At 71.7% G+C, this 25,717-nt stretch carries 22 protein-coding genes; 13 read left to right on the top strand and 9 right to left on the bottom strand.

Features of this window, described 5'->3' with window-relative positions; genetic code table 11:
* Positions 1-53 precede the first annotated feature (53 nt).
* A complete protein-coding gene (locus HNR67_RS45235) occupies positions 54-1,484 on the bottom strand; it encodes an MBL fold metallo-hydrolase (protein WP_246492654.1) in 1,431 nt (476 codons plus the stop codon).
* Between the two features lie 128 nt (positions 1,485-1,612).
* Between HNR67_RS45235 and HNR67_RS33920 the strand changes: the two genes are divergently transcribed.
* The gene (locus tag HNR67_RS33920; protein ID WP_246492653.1) at positions 1,613-2,716 is read left to right on the top strand and encodes a flavin-containing monooxygenase; all 1,104 of its coding nucleotides are present in this window, start codon (positions 1,613-1,615) and stop codon (positions 2,714-2,716) included.
* A gap of 133 nt (positions 2,717-2,849) precedes the next feature.
* On the opposite strand, the gene HNR67_RS33915 is transcribed toward HNR67_RS33920, so the two are convergent.
* Complete coding sequence (locus HNR67_RS33915) at positions 2,850-3,614, bottom strand: DUF3626 domain-containing protein (protein ID WP_246493784.1); 765 nt, start codon at positions 3,612-3,614, stop codon at positions 2,850-2,852.
* A gap of 692 nt (positions 3,615-4,306) precedes the next feature.
* Here HNR67_RS33915 and HNR67_RS33910 point away from each other — a divergent pair.
* Positions 4,307-5,590, top strand: coding sequence for a hypothetical protein (locus tag HNR67_RS33910; RefSeq protein ID WP_185006567.1), 1,284 nt, complete (start codon positions 4,307-4,309; stop codon positions 5,588-5,590).
* Between the two features lie 174 nt (positions 5,591-5,764).
* Here HNR67_RS33910 and HNR67_RS33905 read toward each other — a convergent pair whose 3' ends face one another.
* From HNR67_RS33905 to HNR67_RS33895, 3 genes are read right to left on the bottom strand one after another with little or no spacing between them, the layout of a single operon-like run.
* Positions 5,765-6,727, bottom strand: coding sequence for an SRPBCC family protein (locus HNR67_RS33905; protein WP_185006565.1), 963 nt, complete (start codon positions 6,725-6,727; stop codon positions 5,765-5,767).
* 33 nt (positions 6,728-6,760) lie between these two features.
* Positions 6,761-8,017, bottom strand: coding sequence for an RNA polymerase sigma factor (locus tag HNR67_RS33900; protein ID WP_185006563.1), 1,257 nt, complete (start codon positions 8,015-8,017; stop codon positions 6,761-6,763).
* Between the two features lie 51 nt (positions 8,018-8,068).
* Positions 8,069-8,491: a YciI family protein gene (locus HNR67_RS33895; RefSeq protein ID WP_185006561.1), complete on the bottom strand. Its 423-nt coding sequence runs from the start codon at positions 8,489-8,491 to the stop codon at positions 8,069-8,071.
* 115 nt (positions 8,492-8,606) lie between these two features.
* Here HNR67_RS33895 and HNR67_RS33890 point away from each other — a divergent pair, with 115 nt between their 5' ends.
* The 4 genes from HNR67_RS33890 (at position 8,607) to HNR67_RS33875 (ending at position 12,875) form a co-directional block, all read left to right on the top strand.
* On the top strand, positions 8,607-9,410 hold the full coding sequence (locus HNR67_RS33890; RefSeq protein ID WP_185006559.1) for a class I SAM-dependent methyltransferase: 804 nt from the start codon (positions 8,607-8,609) through the stop codon (positions 9,408-9,410).
* A gap of 121 nt (positions 9,411-9,531) precedes the next feature.
* The gene (locus HNR67_RS33885) at positions 9,532-10,503 is read left to right on the top strand and encodes a helix-turn-helix transcriptional regulator (RefSeq protein WP_185006557.1); all 972 of its coding nucleotides are present in this window, start codon (positions 9,532-9,534) and stop codon (positions 10,501-10,503) included.
* Positions 10,500-11,477 carry a helix-turn-helix transcriptional regulator gene (locus tag HNR67_RS33880; RefSeq protein ID WP_185006555.1) on the top strand — a complete coding sequence of 326 codons (978 nt, stop codon included), beginning with the start codon at positions 10,500-10,502 and terminating at the stop codon, positions 11,475-11,477. The genes HNR67_RS33885 and HNR67_RS33880 overlap by 4 nt, the downstream gene beginning before the upstream one ends.
* A 495-nt stretch (positions 11,478-11,972) precedes the next feature.
* Entirely contained in the window at positions 11,973-12,875 is a 903-nt protein-coding gene (locus HNR67_RS33875) for an alpha/beta fold hydrolase (RefSeq protein ID WP_185006553.1), read from the top strand.
* A 1-nt stretch (position 12,876) separates the two neighbouring features.
* Here the strand turns inward: HNR67_RS33875 and HNR67_RS33870 are convergent, their stop codons facing one another.
* Complete coding sequence (locus HNR67_RS33870; RefSeq protein WP_185006552.1) at positions 12,877-15,546, bottom strand: ATP-binding protein; 2,670 nt, start codon at positions 15,544-15,546, stop codon at positions 12,877-12,879.
* Positions 15,547-15,708: 162 nt separating this feature from the next.
* On the opposite strand from HNR67_RS33870, the gene HNR67_RS33865 reads away from it, so the two are divergent.
* From HNR67_RS33865 to HNR67_RS33835, 7 genes are all read left to right on the top strand, one after another.
* Positions 15,709-15,945: a bacteriophage holin gene (locus HNR67_RS33865; protein ID WP_312988643.1), complete on the top strand. Its 237-nt coding sequence runs from the start codon at positions 15,709-15,711 to the stop codon at positions 15,943-15,945.
* Positions 15,946-15,967: 22 nt separating this feature from the next.
* Positions 15,968-16,306, top strand: a complete 339-nt coding sequence (gene tatA / locus HNR67_RS33860; protein WP_185006550.1) for a Sec-independent protein translocase subunit TatA — start codon at positions 15,968-15,970, stop codon at positions 16,304-16,306.
* 68 nt (positions 16,307-16,374) lie between these two features.
* Positions 16,375-17,310: a twin-arginine translocase subunit TatC gene (gene tatC / locus HNR67_RS33855; protein ID WP_407645153.1), complete on the top strand. Its 936-nt coding sequence runs from the start codon at positions 16,375-16,377 to the stop codon at positions 17,308-17,310.
* Positions 17,307-18,200 carry a diacylglycerol kinase family protein gene (locus HNR67_RS33850; RefSeq protein ID WP_185006548.1) on the top strand — a complete coding sequence of 298 codons (894 nt, stop codon included), beginning with the start codon at positions 17,307-17,309 and terminating at the stop codon, positions 18,198-18,200. Before tatC ends, HNR67_RS33850 begins: the two co-directional genes overlap by 4 nt.
* A gap of 58 nt (positions 18,201-18,258) precedes the next feature.
* Entirely contained in the window at positions 18,259-18,687 is a 429-nt protein-coding gene (locus tag HNR67_RS33845; RefSeq protein ID WP_185006546.1) for a hypothetical protein, read from the top strand.
* A gap of 49 nt (positions 18,688-18,736) precedes the next feature.
* Positions 18,737-21,523, top strand: coding sequence for a DEAD/DEAH box helicase (locus HNR67_RS33840; RefSeq protein WP_185006544.1), 2,787 nt, complete (start codon positions 18,737-18,739; stop codon positions 21,521-21,523).
* A 136-nt stretch (positions 21,524-21,659) separates the two neighbouring features.
* Positions 21,660-22,415 (top strand): DUF4333 domain-containing protein, encoded by a 756-nt coding sequence (locus tag HNR67_RS33835; protein WP_185006542.1) that lies wholly within the window; start codon positions 21,660-21,662, stop codon positions 22,413-22,415.
* A gap of 289 nt (positions 22,416-22,704) precedes the next feature.
* Here the strand turns inward: HNR67_RS33835 and HNR67_RS33830 are convergent, their stop codons facing one another.
* The 3 genes from HNR67_RS33830 to HNR67_RS33820 are packed head-to-tail and all read right to left on the bottom strand — an operon-like array spanning position 22,705 to position 25,608.
* Entirely contained in the window at positions 22,705-23,664 is a 960-nt protein-coding gene (locus HNR67_RS33830) for a helix-turn-helix domain-containing protein (protein WP_185006540.1), read from the bottom strand.
* Between the two features lie 22 nt (positions 23,665-23,686).
* On the bottom strand, positions 23,687-24,655 hold the full coding sequence (locus HNR67_RS33825; RefSeq protein WP_185006538.1) for a helix-turn-helix domain-containing protein: 969 nt from the start codon (positions 24,653-24,655) through the stop codon (positions 23,687-23,689).
* On the bottom strand, positions 24,652-25,608 hold the full coding sequence (locus HNR67_RS33820) for a helix-turn-helix domain-containing protein (RefSeq protein WP_185006536.1): 957 nt from the start codon (positions 25,606-25,608) through the stop codon (positions 24,652-24,654). Before HNR67_RS33820 ends, HNR67_RS33825 begins: the two co-directional genes overlap by 4 nt.
* Positions 25,609-25,717 lie beyond the last annotated feature (109 nt).

Here is a 25,717-nt window from a genome sequence, read left to right as displayed (position 1 = left end):
GCCACATCGCTCTCCGGCAACGCCTCGTCGTTCGCGCGGAGCGCGGGTGGCGATCAGGGAGTGCCGAGTGGGACAACAAGATCCTCCTCCGCGGTGAGCACCTCGCCATCGAAGAAGGACCGTGCCGCGGACACGGACCTCGCACGGCTGTTGCCCGGCCAGAAGTGGGTGAGCATCAGTCGACGGGCGCCCGCCCGCGCGGCCCACTGTCCGGCCTCCTCGGAGGCCAGCAGGTTGCGGCGGCGCTGCTCCAGCTCACCTTCACGGTCGGTGGCCTCAACGATGTACAGGTCCGCGTCCCGACCGAGTTCGGCCAGCCGCGGATCCGGGCCCGTGTCCCCGGTGTAGGCCAGCGCGATCCGGCCGGCCTGCAGGCGGACACCGACGTTGGGCACATAGTGCGGAAGTAGGACGCCGCTCAGCTCGAACGGGCCGACTTGGTAGGCACCTGGCAATTCATGGACGTCGAACACGGCGCTCAGCTCAACCTCGGGTTCCAGGGCGCCCAGACGAGCCAGCACGCCCGGTGTGCAGTACAGCGGGATTTTTCGGTCAGCACCCCCGCCGTACAGGCGTATCCGGAACAGTCCGTGCAGGTCGATGCAGTGGTCAGGGTGTTCGTGGGTGATGACGACGGCGTCCACGGCCGCGTCGGGGCAGTGCGTCAGCAACCGCGGCAGCGTGGCGTAGCCGAGGTCGAGCACAAGACGGAATCCATCCCACTCCACCAAGAACCCGCGATCCCCACCGCCCCGGCCCCCGCCATCCCCAGTGCTCCGGCCACCCCCACCGACCACCTCGCCGCCGCCCGCGCCGCCGCCCGCGCCGCCGCCCACGGCGGCCAACCAGCCCAGCGCGCCGCCCGCGGCCTCGGCGCAGGCGGCCTGGCCGCCGCCGCGGTCGCCATCGCCGAGCAGTGCCTGCGCCCGGCCCGCGGTGCACATCCAGACCCTCGGCGGCTTCCGGGTGCTGCTCGACGGCGCCCCAGCCCTCGTTCGCCCTGTCCCGGACCGCGTTGCCGTTGGCACCTCGGCGGCGATGCGGTCCCGGTTGGCGAGCAGCTCGCCCCGGGAATGCCGCACATCGGCCACATCCACCCGGTAGTCCCGTCGCAGCTCCGCGAGTACGGAGTCAGGCCGCGGCGGGACCGGGCCCTTCCAATAGACCTGGAGCGTGCGGTTCTCCGGCGAGATCGCGATGCCGGTGTGTCCGCCGGAATCGGTGGCCCCTTCCACCGCGTCGCTGAATCGCCGGGCGCCCGCGCTGAGCCGCTCCTGGACCTCGACGAGTTCCCGCCAGCTGCCGAAACCGGCCGGCGGTGGCTCATCGGGTAACTCGGTGCCCGGCGGCACATCGATCTGCCACCGGTCCTGCGCCGTGGCCCGCTCCCCGGCCTGTGCCGCGCTGCCGAAAGCCCTCAGCAGCAGTGCGGCACCCAGCGGCGCGCCAAGTCCGCGCCGCGCTCGATGTCCTGTCCCACGCATGTCCGCTCTCCCCATGGCCGTGATGTCTTCCGCGCTGGGACAACGCCGGGAACAGCGCTCGGGGAATCCTGAAAGCCGCCGGATAATCCGGTTGCCACCCGCGAACCGTAGACCGTACGGTTGGCTGCATGATGATCACGGATCAGCATGCGCCGACCACCGACCGGGCGATCGTCATCGGCGGCGGCCAGTCCGGCCTGGCCGCCGCCTGCGCCCTGCGCACGCACGGATTCCAGCCGGTGCTGCTGGAGGCGGGCCCGGAACCGGTGGGTTCCTGGCCGATGTACTACGACAGCCTGGTCCTGTTCAGCCCAGCCCACCTGAACGCCTTGCCCGGCATGCCCTTCCCCGGCGACCCGGCCCACTACCCCACCCGCGACCAGGTGATCGACTACCTCCGTGGCTACGCCGAGACCCTGGACTGCGAGATCCACACCGGCCGCCGCGTCACCTCGGTGCTCTGCGACCGCGAGGGCTTCGTGGTCACCACCCAGACCGGCGAGACCTGGCACGCACCGGTGGTCGTCTCGGCCACCGGCAACTTCAGCACTCCGCATCGCCCCGACCTGGGACTGACCGAGTTCACCGGCCAGGTGCTGCACTCCAGCGAGTACCGGAATCCCGCGGAGTTCGCCGGGAAGCGGGTGGTCGTGGTCGGCGCGGGCAACTCCGGCGTGCAGATCGCGGTCGAACTCGCTGAGACAGCCGAAAAGGTCACCCTGGTCAGCCGCCAACCAGTGAAAATCGCCGACCTCCAAGGCATGGAAGCCTTCTGGACCTTCATGAAACACCTGGGCCGCCTACCCCTGGGCGCCGCCCTGGCCCGCACCGGCCTACTCGTCGGCCAACAGGTGATCGACAACGTAGGCGGCTACCGAACCGCGCTACGCAAAGGAAAACCCACCCACCGCCCCCTGTTCACCAAGGCGACCGCCACCCACCTCCACTGGCCCAACGACACAAAGGAGCAGGTGGACACCATCATCCTCGCCACCGGCTTCCGCCCCACCCTCGAACACCTCCGCCCGCTGGGAGCCCTGGACCGAGCAGGCAACCCCCACCACCGCAACGGCCTCTCCACCACCCACCCCGGCCTCGCCTACGTAGGCCTGCTGGGCCAACGAGCCCTCTACACAGCGGCGCTGGGCGGCGCGGGCTGGGACGCCTGCCACGTAGCCAAAACCCTGCGCCAACGCCTACCCCGCAAGACCCCCGCCTGCTGCGCTCACTAACCCGACTGCCTGGTAGTGCTCGCCCGCAGCCCGCAGCCCGCAGCCCGCAGCCCGCAGCCCGCAGCCCGCAGCCCGCAGCCCGCAGCCCGCAGCCCGCAGCCCGCAGCCCCGCGCCCCCTGGTTCGGTGTGCCGTCAGTCCGGCGCGCCAAACCGGGCGAGGTGATGCCACAAATGCTTCACCACCTGCGGATCCTGCTCCCCACCCAACACCGCCCGCCCCAGAATCCGCGCGTCCACAAACCCACCCTCAGCCAACCCAGTCCCCAGCGCCACCGCCTCCGGCGTCCGATACCCCTCGGTCTCCCGGAGCCGCCGCACCGACAACCGAAACCCCGGATGCCACTCCACCGGACAAGGCAACCCCGCCGCCAACTCCGCGACCTCGGTCTCCCGGAAACAGGCATCCAGCACCAGCGCCTCCACATCCCGCACCAGCGAGATCGGCCCGTGCACCTGCGCCTCGACGTAGTCGTCCAGCACATCCCGCTCATCGGAAAGCGCCAGCTCGATCAACGACATCCGCTCCGCCGTGCCGAACCGCGCCGGCTCGAACACACTGTCCGGATAGCAGAACGTAGTGCGCCGCAACGACTCCACACCCAACCGGAAATGCGCCGACCCAAACCGCGGCGCCGCCCCCACCACCCGCCGCCGGAAGTTCAACGCCCCGTACTTGGGCCGTTCCACCGCCGCCACCGAGTCATAGGCAGCCCCGAAGATCCGGCTCTCCCACCGCCACCGATCCCCACCGGCATACGCGGTCAGCCCACCATTGCTGACCCCGGTCTCGAACTGCGACCGGTAACACCCATCCGCGCCCAGCAACGCCAGAATCGGCTGCCCACCGACCGTTCGGTCGGGATGGAAGTTCAGACTGACCCGCAGATCCCCACCCATCGGTCCACCCTGGGACAACGCGGCGACATGGGCGATGGCCCGATCCTGCGGAGTGGAGAACGTGCGCACACCGGCGATTCTCGGCCACCCGGCCACTGAATTTCCGGCGACGCGGCCAGCGTCCGCACCCGTCATCCGGTCGAGCCACCCGGCCCGCGCTCCCATCACACCCAGTCGATGCCCGCAGGCCACCCCGGCCGACGCTTGCAAACCACCCCGGCCGACGCTCGCAGCTCACCCGAGCCGACGACCCGGCCCACGTTCCCAGGCTGCCTTGCGCCGCCTCCTCTCCTCTCCGCGCTGCCCTGCCGCCCGCCCGAGCCGCCCGCTCCGCTCTGTCCGTCCGCTCCGCTCTGCAGCGCCCGGCCTCACCGCCCCGCCTTGCCACCGCCAGATTCACCGGCCCGCCCTACCTCGGCCAGCCTCTCTTCGTCCTGCTTCGCGTCCGCCTCACTGCGCCTCCCTCCTTGCGGCGCACGCCGTTTCACCGCGTCGCCCGCCTCACCGCGCCACTCGCCTTACCGCGGACGCCGGTTCACCGCGCACCCCGCTTCACCGGGCACCCCGCCTCGCAACGCCAGCCGCCTCGCTCCGCGGCGAGCCACCCAGCCCCGCGCGCCAGCCGCTCCCGCCCCGCCTCGCGATGCTGGTCGCCGCGCGGCGTGCTGACGGGCTCGCCGACTGGTGTCAGGATGCCGGGTGTGATCGGCGCCTTCCTGTGGGCTCAGCCCTATGCCCTGCCGGTGTTCGGCGGCCTTGCCGTGGTGTTCGCGGTGCTGGGCTGGTTGCTGGGCCGGGCAGGGCGGGCGCGGTGGTGGGCGGTGTTCCTCCTCGGGGTCTCGGGCGCGCTGGTGGTGGCGACCAGCCTGACGCCGGCGCGGGCGGGGACGGGTTCCTTCGGCATGTGCCGGGTCGCGGTGCCGTCGGTGGACGCGACGTTGTCCACCGCGGGCGTGCTCGGCCTGGCGTTGTTCGTGCCGATCGGGCTGGCCGCGGTGCTGGTGTTCCGGCGGTTCTGGATCACGCTGGCGCTGGGTGTGACCGGGGTGGCCGCGCTGGGACTGACCCATGCGCTGGTACCCGCGCTCGGCCGGGCCTGTGACTCGGATCTGTTGCTGGCGAACCTCCTCGGTGTGCTGGTCGGTGCGGTGCTGGGTGGTGTCGCCACCGGTTTCCGGCGGGACACCGAGGTGCGTTTCCGGCGGACCCCGTGGGTGGTGGCCGCGGCTGGGCTGGTCGCGGTGGCCACCCTGACCGCGGTCCTGGTGCGCCCCGCCGTGGACGAACCCCTGCCGGAGCAGGCCAGCGCCAGCCGGGAACAGGAGGACCTGCTGCGCGAGACCGCGCGGAGGTTCCTCGGCCCCGACGGCGGCCACCAGCTTCGCGAGGTCCGCCGTGCCGACGGCCAGACCCTGCTGATCGCCGCCCTGACCACTGGCACCGCCAATCGCGGCATCGTGCACCTGGACTGGCCCTCCGGCGAGGTCACCGCGGCCGAGTTCACCCCGCCGCTGACCCCGGCCGCGGCACTGGTCGACGCGACCGCGGCCAAGGACATCGCGATCAGGCGAGCCCAGAGCTACTTCCCGTGGGTCCTCGGCGCGGAACTCCGGGTCACGCCGGTCGCCGGCGGCGACTTCTCGGCGAGCTGGCGCCAGCGCAAGGACGGGGTGTTGTTGCCGTTGCGGGCAGACCTCCTTCTGGATCGGAACGGCGGACTGGTGCAGTTCAGCACCGCCCGGACACCGACTCCGGACCTGTGCCCGGTGACGGTCGACCAGCCCCGCGCCGAGGCGGCCGCCACCGCAGCCCGGCCCGGACGGCAGGTCGCCAGGGGCGAACTGGTGGCCCGCCGGGTCGGTGAGCGGTGGACGCCGCTGTGGGCGCTGGGCCTGGTCCCGGCCGGGGCTGGGCCGGAACAGGTGTTCGTGGACGCGTGTGGTGGACAGGTGGTGCCGGAGTCGGAGCTGCGCTGAGTCGGGGACGGTGGTCAGGGGGAACCGGCGGGTGCGGCCGCCGGCCAGCCGGGCGCCCGGGGCGTGGCTTTCCGGCACTGGTACCGAGTGCCGGGTGGCTGAGCGCCGGGTGATGGGTCGGGGTGACGCCCGGCTGGCGCGGGCGGTGGCGTCAGGGTTGGGGTTTTGGCTGGGTCAGGACTCCAGGGATGTGGCGTAGCGCCGGCGTAGTTGCTCGGTGCGGTCGGTGGGCCAGGGGCAGCGGATGTCGCCGAACAGGGCGGCGAAGAACAGTTCCAGGTGGGTTTGCCAGGCGGCCAGGGTGACCGCGCGCAGCTCGGCCAGCTCGGCCGGGATGGTCTGGGTGACGGTGAGCAGGGAGCCGAAGGACTGCGGCGTCAGCTGCCAGCGGACCACGCCGGCCGGCGCGTCCTCGTGCAGCCAGGTGTAGGCCAGGGTGTCCGGGGCGGCCAGCTCGGTGACCAGGCCCGCGGGCTGGTAGCCGTGGGTGGCGCGCAGCGGGGGAGCGGCGCCGAGGACGGCTGGGTCGTCCTCGGTTAGTTGCGCCCACACCTTCTCTTTAGGGTGAATCAGGTCGCGTTGGACCCGGATCAGGAAGCCGTCAGCCATTGCCGCGCACTCGCCAGTGGCGATCCCAAACTCCTCGACGTAGTGCTCGGCTCGGAGGAACCAGTCCTTCCTGGTGGACTCGACCGCGTGGCCTGCTAAAACCCCCTCCATGACGTCCAGGCAGCCGTCCCAGCCCGCCGCGTGCCGGGCCGTGGCGAGCAGGTCTCCCGGACCACCCAGCGCATGGGTGAACACCAGCAGGCAGCCCTCGTCCTCAGGCACCAGCTCGAACCGCAAAACCGCTGTGTCCTGCGGGTTTGCGTCTTTCCAGGTGAAGGCGAACACTCGGGGTGGATCGAATTCCAGGATCTCGCCACTGCCCGGCGGCGCCTCAGCGCCCGGGAAGACGAACGTTATGGGCGCGCCGATGCGTTGCTCCGCTTGGAACTCGACCGGGAACCAGTGCTTCAGGTGGGCCGGATCGGTCACCGCCTGCCAGACCTTCTCCGGCGAGTGCCGCAGCCGGCGCTCGAACCGCAGGACGGGACGCGCCGGGTTCGGATTCAAAGAGCCACTTGTAATTGCCATGGCAGTAATATAGCCTGATGTTCATGAACGGTGTCAAATCGAGGGCCGGGGGTTCGCCCGGTCGAGGAGCAGGGTTCGTTCCCAGGCGTTCTCCGTCAGCTCCGCCGCCCGCAGGAACTCCGTCCGCGCTTCGTCGTGGCGGCCCAGCCTGGCCAGGAGATCGGCTTTTACGCTCGGCAGCCGGTGGTAGTTCTGCAGTGCGGGCACCTCGCTGAGCTGCTCAACCAGCTCCAGGCCCGCCGCGGGTCCGAAGGCCATGCCCAGCGCCACCGCGCGGTTCAGCTCCACCACCGGCGACGGGGTGAGCAGGGCCAGCGCCTGGTACTGCGCGGCGATGCGGATCCAGTCGGTCTCCTCGGCGGTGCGCGCTCGCGCGTGACACGCGGCGATCGCGGCCTGCACGGTGTAGGGGCCGCGCGGATGGCCGAACTGTTCCGCGCGTTCCAGCGCCGCCAGACCGCGGCCGATCAGCAGCCGGTCCCAGCGGGCCCGGTCCTGCTCCAGCAGCAGCACCGGCGACCCGTCCGGCCCGACCCTGGCCCGGTTGCGGGAGGCCTGGATCTCCATCAGCGCCACCAGTCCGTGCACCTCGGCCTCGGCCGGCGCGAGCCCGGCCAGTACCCGGCCCAGCCGCAGCGCCTCCGCGCACAGCTCGGGGCGCAGCCAGTCCGCGCCCGAGGTCGCCGAATAGCCCTCGTTGAACACCAGGTAGACGACCTCCAGCACCGAGGACAGCCGGGCCGCGCGCTCGGCGCCCCTGGGTGTCTCGAACGGCACCTTCGCCGTGGTGAGGGTCTTCTTCGCCCGCGAGATCCGCTGCGCCACGGTCGGCTCGGACACCAGGAACGCCCGCGCGATCTCCTTGGTGCTTAGGCCGCCGAGCAGGCGCAGGGTCAGCGCGACCCGGCTCTCGGTGGACAGCACCGGGTGGCAGGCGGTGAAGACCAGGCGCAGCAGGTCGTCCTGGATGTCCTCGTCCAGGGCGGCGGCGAGGTCGGGCTCGTGTTCGGTCTCCAGCGTGCGGCCGACCTCGGCGAGCTTGCGCCGGTAGTTTTCGTCGCGGCGGATCAGGTCGATCGCCCGGTTGCGCCCGGCGGCCATCAGCCAGGCGCCCGGGTTGCGTGGCACGCCCTCGGCAGGCCACTGCTCCAGTGCGGCGACCAGCGCGTCCTGGGCGAGTTCCTCGGCCAGCCCGACGTCCCGGACCAGCCGGGCGAGCCCGGCCACCACCCGCGCGGACTCGATCCGCCACACCGCCTCGACCGCCCGATGGGCCTGGGTTGCCGTCATGGCGGGTCATCAGAGCAGGCCCGCCATGACGAGGCAACCAGAGCTGCGGGATCAGCTGCCCTGCTGTTCCTCCACCTGCGCGCGCAGCCGTGCCTCCTGCTCCCGCAGCTCAGGGGTGAAGGCGTCGCCGAAGTCCTCCTCGGTGAACACCTGGCGGATCTCCAGCTCGCCACTCTCCATCGGGGCCCGCTTGACCCATTCGATGATCTCCTCGCGGGAGCCGACCTCCAGCAGCCAGAACCCGGCGAGCAGCTCCTTGGTCTCGGCGAACGGACCGTCGATCACGGTGCGCTGGTCACCGTCGAAGGCGATCCGGAGGCCGTTCGAACTCGGGTGCAGGCCCTCGCCCGCGAGCAGCACGCCCGCCTTGACCAGTTCCTCGTTGTAGCGGCCCATCGCGGCCAAGTCCGCCTCAGCGGGCATGACGCCGGCCTCGGTCTCCTCGCTGGCCTTGACCAGAACCATGAAACGCATTGCCGTCTCCTTCGTCGTGGTTGCCGAGATCGTGGCGACCTCGTTCTACCCGGGCGTCGATCGGGGATGACGGACTTCGACACGGTGGCCGGACTTTTTTTGGCAAGATCGGTTCATGACCGATGTGGGTGCGGTGTTCGACGCGGGCCGGGCGGAGTTCGTGGACTGGTCGCCGCTGCTGTGGGGCCCGATGGGCTCGGCGACCGCCGAGGCCGGCGGGCTCGAACCCGGCGACCGGGTGCTGGACGTGTGCTGCGGGGCGGGCGCCTCCGCGCTGCCCGCCGCCGAACTGGTCGGAGAGCAGGGGCTGGTGCACGGGCTGGACCTGTCGGCCGAACTGCTCGGCTACGCCACCAAGGTCGCCGCCCGGCGCGGGCTCCGCCACGCCGAGTTCTTCGAGGCCGATGTGACCGTGTGGGAAGCCCCCGACGGTGAGCCCTACGACCTGCTGCAATGCGCCTACGGCGTGTTCTTCCTGCCCGAGATGGATACCGCGGTCGGGCGGCTGAGCACGCTGGTCCGGCCCGGCGGCAGGGTCGTGATCACCACCTGGGCGGACGCGGCCACCGAGGGCTTCGGCTCCGAGCTGGTCGACGCGGTCCGGGTGTACAAGCCCGAGCTGCCGATCAACTCGCCGGTCAACCTGGCCGCCCAGCGCATCAACACCGAGGACAAGCTCACCGGCTGGCTGGCCGGGCTGGGCCTGACCGAGGTCGAGGTGCGGCGGGTGGAGCTGAGCATCCCGATCGACGCGGCGCTCGCCTGGAGCTTCGTGCTCGGCACCGGCATGCGGGCGCGGCTGGCCGGGCTGACCGAGCGGCAGGTGGAAGGGGTCCGCGCGGACTTCACCCACCGGCTGGCCGCGGCCGGCATCGACCACCTGGACGCGGCCTCGCTGATCGGCGTCGGCACCCGCTGACCTGGTCCGTACTCGCTGACCTGGTCCGCACCCGATCCTTGCGCACGCACCTAGCACACCGGAGGGAGGAACAAGGCCTATTCGGCGCAGCGAGCTGGCGCGGACCCGTAAGCTGCTTCGGGTGTCCGTTGCCCGCGCCGAACGCCTGGTGAACCTGGTCCTCTGCCTGCTGTCGACCCGGCAGTACCTGACCGCCGACCGGATCCGGTCGATCGTGCCCGGGTACACCGACGCGGCCAACCAGGAAGCCTTCTTCCGCATGTTCGAGCGGGACAAGGCGGAACTGCGCGACCTGGGCGTGCCGCTGGAGACCGGACGGCACTCGGCCTTCGACCCCGAGGGCTACCGGATCGCCCGGCGCGACTACGAGCTGGGCGAGATCGACCTTGAGCCGGACGAGGCCGCCGCGGTGGCGCTCGCGGTACGGCTGTGGGAATCGCCGGAGCTGACCGGGGCCGCGCACGGCGCCCTGGTGAAGCTGCGGGCCGCCGGGGTGGACGTGGACCAGGCGGCGCCCTCGATCGTGGAGCCCAAGGTGCGGGCCAACGAGCCCGCGTTCGGGCCGCTGCTGGCCGCGGTGCACGCCGGGCGGGTGGTCGGCTTCGACTACCGCAAGCAGAGCGCGCCCGAACCGGAACGACGCACCGTCGAACCGTGGGGCGTGGTGTCCTGGCGTGGGCGCTGGTACCTGGTCGGGCAGGACCGGGACCGGGCGGCGCCGCGGTGCTTCCGGCTGTCCAGGGTGGTCGGCATCCCCAAGGCCACCGGGCGGGACGGTGCGGTGCGCCGGCCAGAGGGCGTGGACCTGCTGCACTACGTCGCCGGTGACCAGGACACCGCGCCGCAGTCGGCGCCGGCCAGGGTCTGGGTGGCGCTGGACCGGGCGCACGGGTTGCGGCGGCGGGCCAAGGCGGTGGAGACGATGGACCTGGACGGCGAGACCGGCGAGGTGATGGAGATCGATCTGGTGTACCCGAACTCGGCGGCGAGCTGGATCGCCGGGTACGGGCCGGATGTCGTTGTGCTGGAACCGGAATCGTTGCGCGCGCACGTGCACCAGCTGCTCGCCGGCGCGGCGGGGGAGGCCCGATGACCGCCTCGTCCTCCACCGAGCGGCTGCCCAGGCTGCTGTCCCTGGTGCCCTACTTCCTGGCCCGGCCGGGCGTGCTGATCTCCGAGGCGGCGGCCGACTTCGGCGTCACCGCGCAGCAGCTGCGCAAGGACCTGGAGCTGCTGTGGATGTGCGGCCTGCCCGGGTACGGGCCGGGTGACCTGATCGACCTGTCCTTCAACGGGGACACCGTCACCGTCACCTACGACGCGGGCATGAACCGGCCGCTGCGGCTGACCGCCGAGGAGGCCACCGCCCTGCTGGTGGCGCTGCGCGCGCTGGCCGACACCCCGGGCGTGGCCGACACGGACGCGGTCCGCCGGACCCTGGCCAAGATCGAGTCCGCGGTGGGCCAGGCCCAGCCCGCGGGTGTGGTGGTCGGCCTGGCGGGACGGGAGAGCCGGGCCACCGCCGAGGTGCGTGAGCCGCTGCAACAGGCGTTGCAGGACCGGAGGGCGGTGCGGCTGCGCTACTACACGATCTCCCGCGACGAGATCAGCGACCGGGTGGTCGACCCGATGCGCCTGCTGCTGGTCGACGGCCGCAGCTACCTGGAGGCGTGGTGCCGCCGCGCCGAGGGCGTCCGGCTGTTCCGGCTGGACCGCGTCGACGAGGTGACCCTGCTCGACGAGCCCGCCACCCCGCCCCCGCACGCCGAACCCACCGACATCTCCGAGGGCGTGTACCGGCCCGAGCCGGACCACCACGTGGCGATGCTGGTGCTGGAGACGGACGCGCGCTGGGTGGCCGAGTACTACCCGGTGGACGAGGTCACCGAACTGGGCGACGGGCGGGCCCGGGTGCTGATCCGCTACACCGACGAGTCCTGGATGGTCCGGCTGATGCTGGGGCTGGGGCGGGATGTGCACGTGGAGCGGCCGGAGCGGCTGGCCGGGCAGATCCGGGAGCGGGCGGCGGCGGCATTGCGCCGGGCGAGCCTGGCGCCGGCGGACTGACTGGCCGGGTACGCGAGAGCGCTGGGCGGACCGGCCGGGTGCCAGTGAGCGCCGCGGGCGGCCTGACGCGTCGGGCCGACCGACTGGGCGCGAGGGGCTACCGAAAGGTTTGGCCGAGCAGTCCGATCAGCTGGGCGCGAGGGGCCGCGGGGAGGGCGGAATCTGGCGGCCCGATCGGCTGGGTGTGCGGGGCCGTCGGGCGGGTTTGGCTTGGCGGTTTTGGCGAGCTGGGCGGCCGGGTGGGTTTGCCCGGCGGATTGACTGGCTGGGCGCGGCGGATCGCTGGGCAGGTTTGGCCCGGCCGGCTGGCTGGTGGGGACGCGGGGCCGTCAGGTGGGTTTGGTGCTGCCGAGGTGAGTGGCCTGGCGGGTACTTCCGCTGCCAGGCCGGGGATGGCTGTGCGGGGTGTTCATTGCTGGGGGCGCTTGCTCCTGATGACTGGAGTCCGGCATACTGCCGCACCGGTACTCAAGTTTGAGCAATCTTGGGGGCGGTATGGACGTCAGGGTTCCGGTGGGGCTTGACCTGCATGTTGTGGGGGAGTTGCGGACGCCGGTTGGGGCGACCGACACCGTGCACCTCGCGGTGCCGGGTGGTTACTACGGTCGGGGGTACTGGCTGGTGCGGGCCGATGGGCCCTCCTACGCCGACACCATGGTCGGGGCGGGGCATGCCGTGCTCACCGTGGATCGGCTCGGTACGGGGGCCAGCAGCCGGCCGCCGAGTGCGGAGTTGCGGGGGAGTGCGCATATCGACTCGATGCATCACGTGGTGCAGGCGTTGCGGGCGGGTGAGGTGGATGGGGTGCCTTATCGGCGGGTGATTTTTGTGGCGCACTCGTTCAGCATCGCGTTGGGGCTGGCGTTGGCCTTGCGGTTTCCCGGTGACCTGGATGGGGTCATTCTCACCGGGGGGAGCAGTCAGCCCAATCTGAAGGCATACAGCGGGATCGGGGCGCATTTCCATCCGGCGGCGCAGGATGCGCGGTTCGCGGATCGGGGGCTTGATTCGGGGTATATGACCAGTATCGCGGGGACTCGGGCTGGGATGTTCCTGTATCCGGGGACCGTGGATGCCCGGCTGGTCGAGTTGGATGAGGAACTGACCGAGCCGGATGCGATTCCGGATTACGACGTCTTTCCTGGGCCCGATGAGTATCCGAATCTGCGGGTTCCGGTGCTGGTGGTGTTGGGGGACCGGGATGTGTTGTTCACCGGGGAAGGGGCCACCGACTGCTCCAGTTCGGCGAGTTTGCTTGCCGCGGAACGGGTTTTCTACGGGGACGGGGTTGACCTGACCGCGTTCGCGGTGCCGGAGACGGGGCATTCGCTCAACCTGCACCGGACCGCCTTCCAGTGGTACGAGGCGGCTCGGGACTGGGCGCTGCGGATCGGCTGAGTCAGGCATCGGGGGCGCCGAGCAGGTCGAGGGTCGATTGGGCGTGGTTCGGGTGGCCCAGTTCGGTGAACAGGGCGACGGCGGTGTCGCGGGCCTGGCCGGCTTCCTCGGGGAGGTTGAGGGAGTGCAGGGTGAAGGCCAGTCTGCCCTGGGCCCATGCTTCGGCGTAGCGGTTGTTCTCGTTGCGGCACAGGGTGATTTCCTGCTCGAAGTGGGTTCGGGCTTCGGGGAATCTGGCCAGTTCCTGTAGGGCGATGCCGGCCAGGCGGTGGGCGAGGCGCTGGTCTCGGGGGGCGCCGTGCCGTTGGAACAGGGTCAGGGCGGTGGTGGCGGCGGTGAGGCTTTCCGCTGGACGGTCGAGGTGGTCGAGTTCGTGGGCTTGTTTTGCCAGGACTACGGCGTGGAAGTAGTGGTCGCCGCGGGATTGGTGGAGGTCGGCGGAGGTGACGTAGGCGGCCAGGGCGTCCTCGTGGCGGGCCAGGGCGGATTGGGAGTCGCCGATGGCCTGCCAGGCTCCGGCCTGGCGTAGGCGGTCGCCCGCGGATTCCGCCTGGCCGGCCAGTTCGCGCAGGGCGGTGACGGCCTCCGCCCAGCGGTCGTCCTGGTACAGGGCGACGCCGTGGGCGAAGCGGGCTATGCGTTCCCGTTCGCGGTCGCCGGAGTTCGTCCAGTGCGCGACGCACTGTTCGTGGATGGCGATGGCCTGCTTGGGTTTGCCCGCGGCGGCGAGGGCGTGGGCCAGGTTGCCCTGGCTGAGGAAGTGTTCGTCGCGGGTGTTCTGCCCGGCCAGCTGGCCGGCCGTGTGCTGGTAGATCTCCAGGGCTTTGGCGGGGTGGCCGCTCATGAGCAGGCATTCGCCGATGGCGGTGGAGATCTGGTCCTCGACCTGGTGGTTGGCCGTGGTGCGGCTGAGTTCCAGGGCGTGTTCGTAGGTGGCGATCGCCTGGTCGCACCGGCGTTGCTGGTGTTGGACGGTGCCGAGGTGGCACCAGGCCAGTGCCTCGTGCGTGGTGTCGCCCAGGTCCTGGAACAGCTTGATCGCGGAGGTGTGCAGGTGGATTGCCTGGTCGAACTGGCGGTTGCGGGTGGACAGCACGCCGAGTTCGTCCAGCGCGTGGGCCTGGCCGCCGCGCAGGCCCAGTTCGCCGTAGGCGCCGAAGCTGCAGACCTGGGCGATGGCGGCGGCGGTGAGCCGGCCGGTGCGGCGGAGCGCGTCACCGGCGCGGGAGTGCAGGACGGCCTGGATCTCCAGGTCGCCGATCTCCTTGGCGGAGATCAGGCCGGCCTGGGTCGCGCGGTAGCAGGACCACGGGTGGCTGCTCTTGAGCAGGCAGTAGGAGACGGCTGCGGAGAGGAACATCGCCCTGGGGTGGCGGCCGGAGTCCGCCGCGAGTTCGGTGCAGGCCACCAGGTTGTCGCGTTCGGCTTCGATCCAGTCCGCGGCTTCGGGACGGCCGGGGAACACGGTCTGGTCCATGCGGGCGGTGGACAGCAGGCCGGCGGCGGCGGATGCCTTGGTGTGCAGGTGTTCCAGGAGACGGTCGATGGCCGCTTCGCGGTCGTCGGCAGCGGCGCAGGACTGGCCGTGTTCGGTGGCGTAGTCGCGGATGAGGTCGTGCATGCGCCAGCGGCCGTAGGTGCTGCCGGGTTCCAGGAGGTGGGCGCGGGCCAGGGATTCCAGCGCGCGGCGGGTGTGCCGGGGGGTGGTGGCCAGCAGGGGTTGGGCCAGGTCGGTGCTGAGGTCGGGGCCGGGGTGGGCGGTGAGTAGGCGGAAGACGCGTCGCTGGTCGGGGGAGAGGTGGCGGTAGGACAGGTCGAAGGCGCGGCGGACGCCCTGGCCCTCGCGGGTCAGCTCGTCGATGGGGCCTTCGGCCAGGTCCGCGGCCAGGGTGTGCGCCGGGCGGGTGCGGTTGTCGGCCAGCAGGGCGCCGGCGATCTGGATGGCCAGGGGCAGGCCGCCGCACAGGGTGGCGATGCGGGTGGCGGCGGCGGGGTCGGCCTTGGCGCGGTCGTCGGGCTGGTGGCGGGTGCGCAGGATGCGGTCGAGCAGTTCCGCGCCCGCCGCGGTGGGCAGCACGTCGAGTTCGTGCAGGCGGGCGTCCAGGTCGCTCAGGCGATGCCGGGAGGTGATCAGGACCGGGGTGTGGCCGTCGGCGGGCAGCAGGGGGCGGACCTGCTCGGCGCTGCCCGCGTTGTCCAGCACCACCAGCACCGGGTGGCCGGCGCGGGCCTGGGTGGCCAGCAGGGTGGCGTACAGGCGGGTGCGGTCGGCGGGTTCGGGCGGGATCTGGTCGGCTGGCACGCCGAGCGCGCGCAGCAGGCTGTCCAGGGCGTCGGCGGCCCTCAGCGCGCGGTCGTGGTAGCCGTGCAGGTCGAGGAACAGCACGCCGCCGGAGCACCAGCCGCGCCGGTGGGCCTGCTCGGCGGCCTGTAGTGCCAGCTCGGTCTTGCCCACCCCCGGCAGGCCGGTGACCACGCAGGCCCGCGGGCCCTCGCCAGGGTCCAGGATCCGGCCCAGCGCGGCCAGGTCCTCGGCGCGGCCGGTGAAGGTGCCGGCCCTGGCGGGCAGGCCGTCCAGCGCACGCGGCGCCGGCGGGGGCAGCCGCACCGTGACGTCCCTGGCCTGGAGCAGGGAACCGAGCACCGCGCCGGACATCTCGTTGTGGCTCATCGTGACGCAGAGGGTACGTTTCGCCACCTTCCGTGGCTATTCCCACCGATGTTCAAGGATGGGTAAGACGATCGTTCTGAACCGTTCACCCCTCGGGAAACAGGTGATCGGTTCCGCTGGGCGGGTCTCGTCACGGTCGGTGCAGCCAGCTACGGTGTGCTGGTGCAGTACCTGTCCCTCGTGTTGCCAGTCCTCGCCGGACTGGTCGTCCTGGTGATCGTCTTGGTGAAGGTCCTCCGCGCGGTCAAACGCGTGGGCGTGGCCCAGGCCAGGTTCCAGGGCACGGTCAGGGACCGCACCGGACTGCTGCGTGCCCGTTCCGCCGCGCTGCGCGTGGCGATCATGGAACGGCGCGCTTCGACCAAGGACGACATGCCTGCCCCGCGTACCATCGGGTAGCGGGGGAGACAGGAGGACCACCGTGCCTATCGGAGTACCTGAGCTGCTGATCATCGCTGTGGTGGTCGTGCTGCTGTTCGGCGCGAAGAAGATGCCTGACATGGCCCGCGCGGTGGGTCGCTCGATGCGCATCTTCAAGGCCGAGACCAAGACCATGCGCCAGGAGGACGAGGCCGAACAGCCCGCCGCCGCGCCGCAGGCCCCGGTCCAGCAGCCCGCCGCGCAGCAGCCCTACGCCGCGCCCCAGCAGCCCTACGTGGCGCCGCAGCCGCTGCCGCCGGCCCAGCCGGTCGTCCAGCAGCCCGTGCCGCAGGTCGCACCGCCGCTGGAGCAGACCCAGGGCCGCGCCGACAACCGCTGACGCGCGGATAAGAGGAGACTGACGCGGTGGGGAGCGGAGAGCTCCGCCGCCGTAAAGGGCTCGGCAAGTTGTTCGGCCGTCGGGAGAAGAACCCCGACGGCACGATGACGCTCATCGAGCACCTTTACGAGCTGCGGCATCGACTGGCCGTCTCGCTGCTGGCCCTGGTGGCCGGCGCGGTGATCGCCTTCCTGTGGTGGGTCTACACGATCGGCCCGATCCCGACCCTGGGCGCGATCGTGCTGGATCCCTACTGCGCCATCCCGGACCGGGTCTCGCTCAACGCGGGCAAGTGCCAGCTGTTGCAGACCCAGCCGTTCGAGGCGTTCATGGTCCGCCTCAAGGTCTCGCTGGCCGTCGGCGCGGTACTGGCCGCCCCGGTCTGGCTGCACCAGCTGTGGGCGTTCATCACGCCGGGGCTGTACCAGAAGGAGAAGAAGTACGCGGGCACCTTCGTGACCTGCGCCTCGGCGCTGTTCATGCTCGGCGCGGTGCTGGCCTTCTTCATCATCCCCAAGGCGTTGATCGCGCTGGTCGGCTTCGGTGGCGAGGAGTTCGCCACCGCGCTGGCCGGTAGCAACTACATCAACTTCGTGCTCGCCCTGCTGATCATCTTCGGGGTCAGTTTCGAGCTGCCGCTGCTGGTCGTCATGCTGAACTTCGCCGGTGTGCTGAGCTACGACAAGCTCCGCCGCAGCCGCCGTGGCGCGATCTTCGGGCTGTTCGTCTTCGCCGCGATCGCCACCCCCGGCACCGACCCGTTCTCCATGCTCGCCCTGGCCCTCGCGCTGACCCTGCTGCACGAGCTGTCCATCCAGATCGCCCGGATCCGGGACAAGCGGGCCGCGCGCAAGCGGGTCGCCGAGGGCTGGGACTCCTGGAACGACGACGACGCCTCGCCGATCGCCCCCGACACCAGGTCGGAGGAGATCGAACCGGTGCGGGCCAGCCCGGCGCCGGTGGTGGACAAGCCCAGGGTCCGCTACGACGACGACGCCACGTGACCCGGCTCGCGCTGCTGGTCAGTCCGGCCTCCGGGGCCTGGTCGGCGGCGCGGGTCGCCGGATCCGTCGCCGCCGCCCTCCGGCCCGCGGTCACCGAACTGCGGGCGCTGAGCGCCGGTAGCGGCGAGCACCTGGCCCAGCTGGCCAAGGCCGCGGTGGCCGACGGCGTGGACGTGCTCGCCGTGCTCGGCGGGGACGGGGCCGCGCACGCCGCGGTGCAGGCCTGCGCGGGCAGCTCCACCGCGCTCGCGGTCATCCCGGCAGGCACCGGCAACGACCTGGCCACCGCGCTCGGCCTGCCCGGCGGATCCAGGGAGGCGGCCGCCGCGGTGGCCGAGGCGTTGCGCGCGGGCGCCCGGCGGCGGCTGGACCTGGGGCGGATCGCCGGCGGCGGCTACTTCGCCACCGTGCTGTGCGCCGGGTTCGACTCCGCGGTCAACGAGCGCACCAACCGGATGCGCTGGCCTGCCGGACCCCGCCGCTACGACCTGGCCATCCTGGCCGAACTGGCCAACCTGCGACCGCGGCAGCTGCTGCTGGAGACGGTGTCCGGCCGGATCGAGGTCGAGGCCACGCTGGTCGCGGTCGGCAACACCACCAGCTACGGCGGCGGCATCCCGATCTGCCCGGCGGCCGACCCTGCCGACGGCGAACTGGACGTCACCGTGGTCGGCGCGGCCAGCCGCCGCCTGCTGCTGCGCATCCTGCCCACCCTGCGCACCGGCGGGCACGTGGACCACCCGGTGGTCAGCACCTTCCGGGCGCGCAAGGTGCAGCTGGGCGGGGACAACGGCTGGGTGGCCTACGCCGACGGGGAACGCCAGGCCCGGCTGCCGGTGACGGTGCGCGCGGTGCCGGGAGCCCTGACCGTGGTGGCCCGGCAGCCCTAACCGGCACTGGCCGCGCACTGTTAGTGGCCTGTTAGCCCGCTGCCCTAACTTCCCCCGGGTGATTCAACCTCTCGCTCCGGCCAGGCCACCCGCGCTCGTCACGGCGGCCGCCGTGCTCTTCGCCCTGCCCGCGGGGATCGGCCTGCTGATGCTGCTGCTCGCGGTGGCGCTGATCTCCCAGATCGACCTGACCCGCACCCTGCTCGTCCTGGTCATCGGAGTGACCGTCCTGTCGGCCTACTTCTGGCTGATCGGCACCATGCGACGGGGCCGCAACTGGGCGCGGATCGTGCTCACCGCGCTGACCGCGGTCTCGGTGACCCTCTGGCTGCTGGAGATGCTGTTCCTCGACGCGCCTGCCGAGCAGCCGGACGACGTCCTCGTCGGCGGCGCGGCCGTCGCGGCGGAAGCGGGTGGCCTGCTGTTCGCGCTGGTGCCCGTGCTGCTGGTCTGGCTGCCCTCGGCCAACCGGTACTTCGCCAGGTGATCGAGAAGGTCGTGCGGTGGTTGTCGGTGACGTGTGAAAGCCTGAGCAGGTGGCAGCAAGCCCTTCCTCCGACTCAGGCAGGTCTCCAGCGGAGGCCTTCGCCGCAGCCCGTGCCCGGTCGACCTATCCCAAGTTGACCGATTTCACCGCGGGACTGTCCTTCGAACTGGACCCGTTCCAGCGCCGTTCCTGCCAGGCCCTCGAAGACGGGCACGGCGTGCTCGTGTGCGCGCCCACCGGCGCCGGCAAGACCATCGTCGGCGAGTTCGCCGTGCACCTTGCCCTCGCCGAGGGCAAGAAGTGCTTCTACACCACCCCGATCAAGGCGCTGTCCAACCAGAAGCACGCCGACCTGGCCGCCCGGTACGGGCCCAAACAGGTCGGCCTGCTCACCGGGGACACCTCGATCAACGGGGACGCGCCGGTGGTGATCATGACCACCGAGGTGCTGCGCAACATGATCTACGCGGGCTCGCGGGCGCTGGACAACCTCGGCTACGTGGTCATGGACGAGGTGCACTACCTCGCCGACCGCTTCCGCGGCGCGGTGTGGGAGGAAGTGATCCTGCACCTGCCCGAACAGGTGCGGGTGGCCGGGCTCTCCGCCACCGTCAGCAACGCCGAGGAGTTCGGCGAATGGCTGGTCGAGGTGCGCGGGGACACCACCGTGGTCGTCGACGAGCACCGGCCGGTGCCGCTGTGGCAGCACATGCAGGTCGGCAGCCGGGTGATGGACCTCTTCGCCGAGGACTCCAGGGAAGGCCACATCCGGATCAACCCGGAGCTGAACCGGGCCACCCAGGAGATGGAACGCAGGCATCTGCCCTGGGGCAGGCAGCGGCCGGACCGGCGCGGCGGCAGCGGACCGAGGGCAGGCACCTTCCGGCCGCCCTCGCGCAACGACGTGGTGCGCCAGCTCGACGCCAAGGGCCTGCTGCCCGCGATCGTGTTCATCTTCAGCCGCAACGGTTGTGACGCGGCGATGAACCAGTGCGTGCGCTCGGGGCTGCGGCTGACCACCGAGGCCGAGGTGGCCGAGATCCGGGCCATCATCGCGGCCAAGACCGGCGGCCTGCCCGAACCCGACCTGGCCGTGCTCGGCTACTGGGAATGGCGGGAGGCACTCGAACGCGGTATCGCCAGCCACCACGCCGGCCTGCTGCCCGCGTTCAAGGAGACCGTGGAGGAGCTGTTCGTCCGCGGCCTGGTCCGGGTCGTCTTCGCCACCGAGACCCTCGCGCTGGGCATCAACATGCCAGCCCGCACCGTGGTGCTGGAGAAACTGGTCAAGTACAACGGCGAGGCGCACGTCGACCTCACCCCCGGCGAGTACACCCAGCTCACCGGCCGGGCAGGCAGGCGCGGCATCGACGTGGAGGGCCACGCCGTGGTGGTGTGGCAGCCCGGCATGGACCCCAGGACGGTCGGCGGCCTGGCCTCCACCCGCACCTACCCGCTGCGCTCCTCCTTCAAGCCCGGCTACAACATGGCCGTCAACCTGGTGCACCGGGTCGGCGCCGCGGCAGCCCGCGAACTGCTCGAACAGTCCTTCGCCCAGTTCCAGGCCGACCGCTCGGTGGTCGGGCTGTCCCGGCGGATCGAGCGCAACCGGGAGGGACTCTCCGGCTACGAGCAGTCCATGACCTGCCACCTCGGCGACTTCAGTGACTACGCCAACCTGCGCAAGCGGATCTCCGAGCGGGAGAAGACCCTGGCCAGGCAGAGCAGCACGGTGCGGCGCTCGGAGGCGGCGGCCTCGCTGGAGAAGCTGCGCAAGGGCGATGTCATCGCGGTGCCCTCCGGGCGGCGCAGCGGCCTGGCGCTGGTCATCGACCCCGGCCTGGACCCCAACGACGACCCGCGCCCGCTGGTGGTCACCGAGGACCGGTGGGCCGGACGGCTGTCCGTGCACGACTTCCCGTCCGAGGTGGTGCCGCTGGGCTGGGTCCGGCTGCCCAAGCAGGTCGACGTCCGCTCCCCGCGCAGCCGCCGGGACCTGGCCGCCACCCTGCGCAACACCGGCATCCAGCCGCCCGGCCGCAACCGCCGCCGTTCCTCCGGCGGCGCGGTCGAGGACGCCGAACTCGCCGCGCTGCGCCGGGCGCTGCGCGCGCACCCCTGCCACGCCTGCGAGGACCGGGAACAGCACGCCCGCTGGGGCGAGCGCTACCACCGGCTGCTGGCCGAGACCGAGAAGCTGGAACGCCAGGTCGCGGCCACCACGCACTCGCTGGCCCGCGCCTTCGACCGGATCCGCGCCCTGCTGCGCGACCGCGGTTACCTGCGCGGTCCGGAGACCGAGGACGAGGTGGGCGAGATCGTCACCGAGCACGGGCGCAGGCTGGCCCGGCTCTACGGCGAGTCCGACCTGCTGGCCGCGGAATGCCTGCGCACCGACGCCTGGCTGGACCTGGACCCGGCCGAGCTGGCCGCGGTGGTCTCCGCGCTGGTCTTCGAGTCCCGCCGGGACGCGCCCACCCAGCCCCGGCTGCCCGGTGGCGGGGTGGCCGAGGCGCTGGACAACACCATGCGCATCTGGGCCGAACTCGAGGACGACGAGGGCAAGCACCGGCTGGACCGCACCAGGGAACCCGACGCCGGGTTCGCCTGGCCGGTCTACCGGTGGTCGCGCGGGGAGTCTCTGGAGAAGGTGCTCAGCGCGGCCGAGGCCAACGGGCAGGAGCTGTCCGCCGGTGACTTCGTGCGCTGGTGCCGCCAGGTCGTCGACCTGTTGGAGCAGCTCAGGGACGTGCTCGGCGGCGAGGACCCGGTCGGCGCGACCGCGATCAAGGCGGCGGCCTCGCTGCGCCGCGGCGTGGTCGCGATGGTCACGTGAGCCGCGTCCGGACCGCGGGTAGCCACCTCTTGCCGCAACTTGGCCGGTCGGCCGGGTACGGCGGGGCGCGCTGTGGTTTGATCGCTCGCAGCGTGTGCGTGACCAGGCAGGACAACCACGAACTCGGAGGCTCAGGATGACCAGCCCGTATGGCCCGCCCGGGGAGAACAACCCGCAGCAGTGGGGCCAGCAGCCGTACGGCTCGGGTTATGGCCAGGGCACCCCCTCCGGTGGTTTCCCGGCCGCGGGCCAGCCTCCCGGTCAGCCCCAGCCCGGCCAGCCCGGTTACGGCCAGCAGCCCGGCCAGCCGCAGCCCGGCCAGTACGGCCAGCCCCAGCCGGGACAGCCGCAGCCCGGCCAGTACGGGCAGCCGCAGCCGGGTTACGGCCAGCAGCCCGGTCAGCCGCAGCCGGGTCAGTACGGCCAGCCGCAGCCCGGCCAGCAGCCGAGTGGCCCCTACGGCCAGCCGACCCAGGGATTCCCTGGGCAGCCCGGCCAGCCCGGCCCGTTCGGTCAGCCCCAGCCCGGTTTCGGTGAGCAGCCCGGCTACGGCCAGCCGCCCACCGGTCCGAAGAAGAAGTCCGCGCTGCCGCTGATCCTCGGCGGGCTCGCGGTGCTGCTGGTGGCCGCGGTCGCCGTGCTCGGCTTCGTCTGGCCCGGCTGGTTCCTGAAGAAGGTCTTCGACGAGAACGCCGTGCAGGAGGGCGTGAAGAAGATCTTGGTCGAGCGGTACAACGTGCAGAAGGTGGAGAACGCCACCTGCCCGTCCGGCCAGGCCGTGACCCAGGGCTCGACCTTCGAGTGCAAGGTCAAGATCGACGGCAAGGACAAGACGGTCACCATCACCGTCAAGGACAGCAAGGCCGTCTACGAGGTCAGCCTGCCGAAGTAGTAATGGACCGGTGCGCCGACCCCGAGCCCGCCCGGCGTGCGGGGTCGGCGCGGGCCAGGTGGCAGCCCTGACCCGGCCCCACCGGTGCGCGACCACTGGGAGTGCGCGCACCGGCGAGTGTGGAGGGGCCAGACTGGCGGCGGCCCCCAGGAACGCCGCCAGTGCTGGCCCGGCGGTCCGGGTTCTCCTCCCCGGGAACCGGTGACCGCCTGGAAAGAATCTTGGCCGAGCCGGGCCGGGGAGTCGTTGACTCCGGACGCACCGCCATTGACGGTGCGGGCACAAAGATCTAGCCCGGCGGTGGCTGGAGGCCGGTCCGCACCAGCCTGCGGTACTCACCGGGTGGCAGCCCGAACGCCGAGCGGAACGCGCGGCTGAAATGCGCGCTGTCGGTGAAGCCCCAGCACCGGGCCACCACGTGCACCGGACGGTCGTGCAGGGCCGGATTGGCCAGGTCACGACGGCAGTTCTCCAGCCGCTGGTCCCGGATCCAGCCGGCCACGGTCTGCTCCTGCTGCTGGAAGAGCCGGTGCAGGTAACGCACGGAGATGTGGTGCGCGGCGGCGATCGCGGCCGGGTCCAGCGCCGGATCGGCCAGGTTGGCGCGGATGAACGCGCGCACCGCGGTGATCAGCGCCGCCGGGGTGGACTCCGGCGCGGCCGGGGCGCCCCGCACCCGCGCGCCGAGCACGCCGAGCAGGTCCAGGGTGATCGCGGTGAGCCTGCTCGCCTCCTCCTGCCGGTTGCCCGGCAGCGCGGCCAGCTCCCGCAGGCAGCCCGCGACCAGCGCGCCGATGCCTGAACGACCGGACAGCGGCACCGCCACCAGCTCCGCCAGCCCGCTCGGGTTCAGCTCGCGCGGGAACTGCAGGAACTCCGTCTTCGAGGAGGTCACGGTGCCGCGGAAGGGCGCGGAGCTGTGGTAGATCAGCAGGTCGCCCGCGCTCAGCTCGGCCTGGCGGCCGTCCTGCTCGAACCTGGAGCTGCCCTCGGCGAGCAGGGTCAGGTGCCAGCGTTCCGGGTCCGAGCGGCGGACCTGGGCGGCGCTGCGGTCCAGGCGCACCGGCTGCAGCTCCTCGGTGGTCATCAGCATGCCGCCGAGGTCGACCAGCCTGCCCACGCTGTGGAAGTCGGTGCTGTCCTCGACCTCGACGGTGATCTCCCCCCAGCCCAGGGCGGCCAGGTGGTACCAGTGGTCGAACCGGTCCTCGGCCGGCAGGTCCATGGTGCGAAGCCAGGTCTCGGTCATCGCGACGCACCCCCGGTGGTGCTCAGCTCAGCACCCGCTGGGCCGGTACCGGCACCTGGGCGAGTTTGCGGTACTCACCCGGTGGCAGGCCGAAGGCGGCGCGGAAGGTGCGGTTGAAGTGCGCGCTGTCGGTGAAGCCCCAGCGGCGGGCCACCGCGTGCACCGGACGGTCGTGCAGGGCCGGGTTGGCCAGGTCGCGACGGCAGTTCTCCAGGCGCTGGTCCCGGATCCAGCCCGCCACGGTCTGGCCCTCCTGCTGGAAGAGCCGGTGCAGGTAGCGCACGGAGATGTGGTGCGCGGCGGCCACGGTGGCGGGCGCCAGGTCCGGATCGCCGAGGTGTGTCCTGATGAAGGCGCGCACCTGGCCGAGCAGCGCCGCCGGGGTGGTGGCGGCCGGCCGTTCGGTGCCCAGCTCGCGGTGACAGAGCGCGGCGAGCAGGTCCAGGGTGATCCCGGCCAGCCGGGCCATCTCCTCGTCCCGGTCCGCGGGCAGCACGGCCAGCTCGCGCAGCCCGCCCGCGACCAGCCCGCCAAGACCCTCCCGCCCGGACAGCTTGGTGGCCAGCAGATCCAGCGCCACCGGCGGCAGCAGTGTGCGCGGGAAGTGCAGCATCACCGAGCGGCCGGTGGTCACCGCCGAGGTGACCGAGGCCGACATGCTGTGATGGATGATCATCTCGCCCGCGGTCAGCGTGCTCTGCCGACCGTCCTGGTCGCAGCCGACCAGACCGTCCTCGACCAGGGTCAGGTAGCAGTGCTCCACGCTGTCCCGGCGGGCCTGGGCGGAACTGCGGGCCATCGAGAAGGCCGACTTGCTGTCGGTCACCACGCCCATCGCCCCCAGGTCCAGGGCCCGGCCCTCGGCGTGGAATGGCTCGACGGCGAGGCTGTCGATCCTCGACGGGCCGCACAGGCCGGTGGCCAGCGTGTGCCAGTAGTCGAAGCGGTCGGCCGCGGGCACATCGGTGGTCCGGAACCAGGTCTCGATCATCGTCGCACCTCCGGTGCCAGGAACAGCTTGCGGTATTCCCCTGGCGGCAGACCGAACGCGGCGCGGAAGACGCGGTTGAAATGCGCGCCGTCGGTGAAGCCCCAGCGGCGGGCCACCGCGTGCACCGGACGGTCGTGCAGCGCGGGGTCGGCCAGGTCGCGGCGGCAGTTCTCCAGCCGCTGGTCCCGGATCCAGCCTGCCACGGTCTGGTTCTGCTGCTGGAAGAGCCGGTGCAGGTAGCGCACGGAGATGTGGTGCGCGGCGGCGAGGGTGACCGGGCCCAGATCCGGATCGCCGAGGTGCTCGCGGGCGAAGGTGCGCACCTGGTGCAGCACCGCCGCCGGGGTGGTGGCGGCCGGGCTTTCGGTGCCGAGTTCCCGGTGGCACAGCGCGGCGAGCAGGTCCAGGGTGATCCGGATCAGCCGGGATCCTTCCTCGTCCCGGTCGGCGCCGAGCAGGACCAGTTCGCGCAGGGCGCCCGCGACCAGTCCGCCCAGCCCGTCGCGCCCGGAGAGGACGACCCCCAGCATCGCCTCGGCCACCGGCGGCAGCAGGGTGCGTGGGAAGTGCAGCAGGATGGACCGGCGCATGGTGCCACCGAAGGTGACCGACGGGCTCCTGGTGTGGTGCACGATCAGGTCGCTGGGGCGGCGCACCCCGGACCGGCCGTCCTGCTCGAAGCCGACCGCGCCGTCCTCGAGCAGGATGAGGTAGCAGCGGTCCGGGTCCTCGCGGCGCACGTGCCTGGCGGTGCGCACCAGGGAGTACGGCGAATGGTGTTCCAGCACCACGCCGACCGAGCCGATGTCCAGGGCCCGGACCTCGGAGTGGAAGTCCCCGGGGCCGAGCCGTTGGATGATGGACTCGCCGCACAGGCCCGCGGCCAGCTCCCGCCAGTAGTCGAAGCGTTCGGCCGCGGGCACGTCGGTGGTGTGGAACCAGGTCTCGATCATGCTTTCCCCACCCAAGCTGGTCGACTGGACCCTTGAGGTAATCATGCCGGGGTCGCACCGGGGAGTGAATGGCATTGTCCTGCCGGTTAATCCGTTCGTCAGGGCAGCC

The organism is Crossiella cryophila (assembly GCF_014204915.1).
In the GTDB taxonomy this organism is placed as follows: Bacteria; Actinomycetota; Actinomycetes; order Mycobacteriales; family Pseudonocardiaceae; genus Crossiella; species Crossiella cryophila.
Note: the sequence above shows the minus strand (reverse complement) of the source record. Positions and strands in the feature narration are given on the sequence as shown.

Coding starts and splice junctions, on each gene's coding strand:
- HNR67_RS45235 (WP_246492654.1), bottom strand. CDS start 1,484: ATGCGTGGGACAGGACATCGAGCGCGGCGCGGACTTGGCGCGCCGCTG.
- HNR67_RS33920 (WP_246492653.1), top strand. CDS start 1,613: ATGATGATCACGGATCAGCATGCGCCGACCACCGACCGGGCGATCGTC.
- HNR67_RS33915 (WP_246493784.1), bottom strand. CDS start 3,614: ATGGGTGGGGATCTGCGGGTCAGTCTGAACTTCCATCCCGACCGAACG.
- HNR67_RS33910 (WP_185006567.1), top strand. CDS start 4,307: ATGCCGGGTGTGATCGGCGCCTTCCTGTGGGCTCAGCCCTATGCCCTG.
- HNR67_RS33905 (WP_185006565.1), bottom strand. CDS start 6,727: ATGGCAATTACAAGTGGCTCTTTGAATCCGAACCCGGCGCGTCCCGTC.
- HNR67_RS33900 (WP_185006563.1), bottom strand. CDS start 8,017: ATGACGGCAACCCAGGCCCATCGGGCGGTCGAGGCGGTGTGGCGGATC.
- HNR67_RS33895 (WP_185006561.1), bottom strand. CDS start 8,491: ATGCGTTTCATGGTTCTGGTCAAGGCCAGCGAGGAGACCGAGGCCGGC.
- HNR67_RS33890 (WP_185006559.1), top strand. CDS start 8,607: ATGACCGATGTGGGTGCGGTGTTCGACGCGGGCCGGGCGGAGTTCGTG.
- HNR67_RS33880 (WP_185006555.1), top strand. CDS start 10,500: ATGACCGCCTCGTCCTCCACCGAGCGGCTGCCCAGGCTGCTGTCCCTG.
- HNR67_RS33875 (WP_185006553.1), top strand. CDS start 11,973: ATGGACGTCAGGGTTCCGGTGGGGCTTGACCTGCATGTTGTGGGGGAG.
- HNR67_RS33870 (WP_185006552.1), bottom strand. CDS start 15,546: ATGAGCCACAACGAGATGTCCGGCGCGGTGCTCGGTTCCCTGCTCCAG.
- HNR67_RS33835 (WP_185006542.1), top strand. CDS start 21,660: ATGACCAGCCCGTATGGCCCGCCCGGGGAGAACAACCCGCAGCAGTGG.
- HNR67_RS33830 (WP_185006540.1), bottom strand. CDS start 23,664: ATGACCGAGACCTGGCTTCGCACCATGGACCTGCCGGCCGAGGACCGG.
- HNR67_RS33825 (WP_185006538.1), bottom strand. CDS start 24,655: ATGATCGAGACCTGGTTCCGGACCACCGATGTGCCCGCGGCCGACCGC.
- HNR67_RS33820 (WP_185006536.1), bottom strand. CDS start 25,608: ATGATCGAGACCTGGTTCCACACCACCGACGTGCCCGCGGCCGAACGC.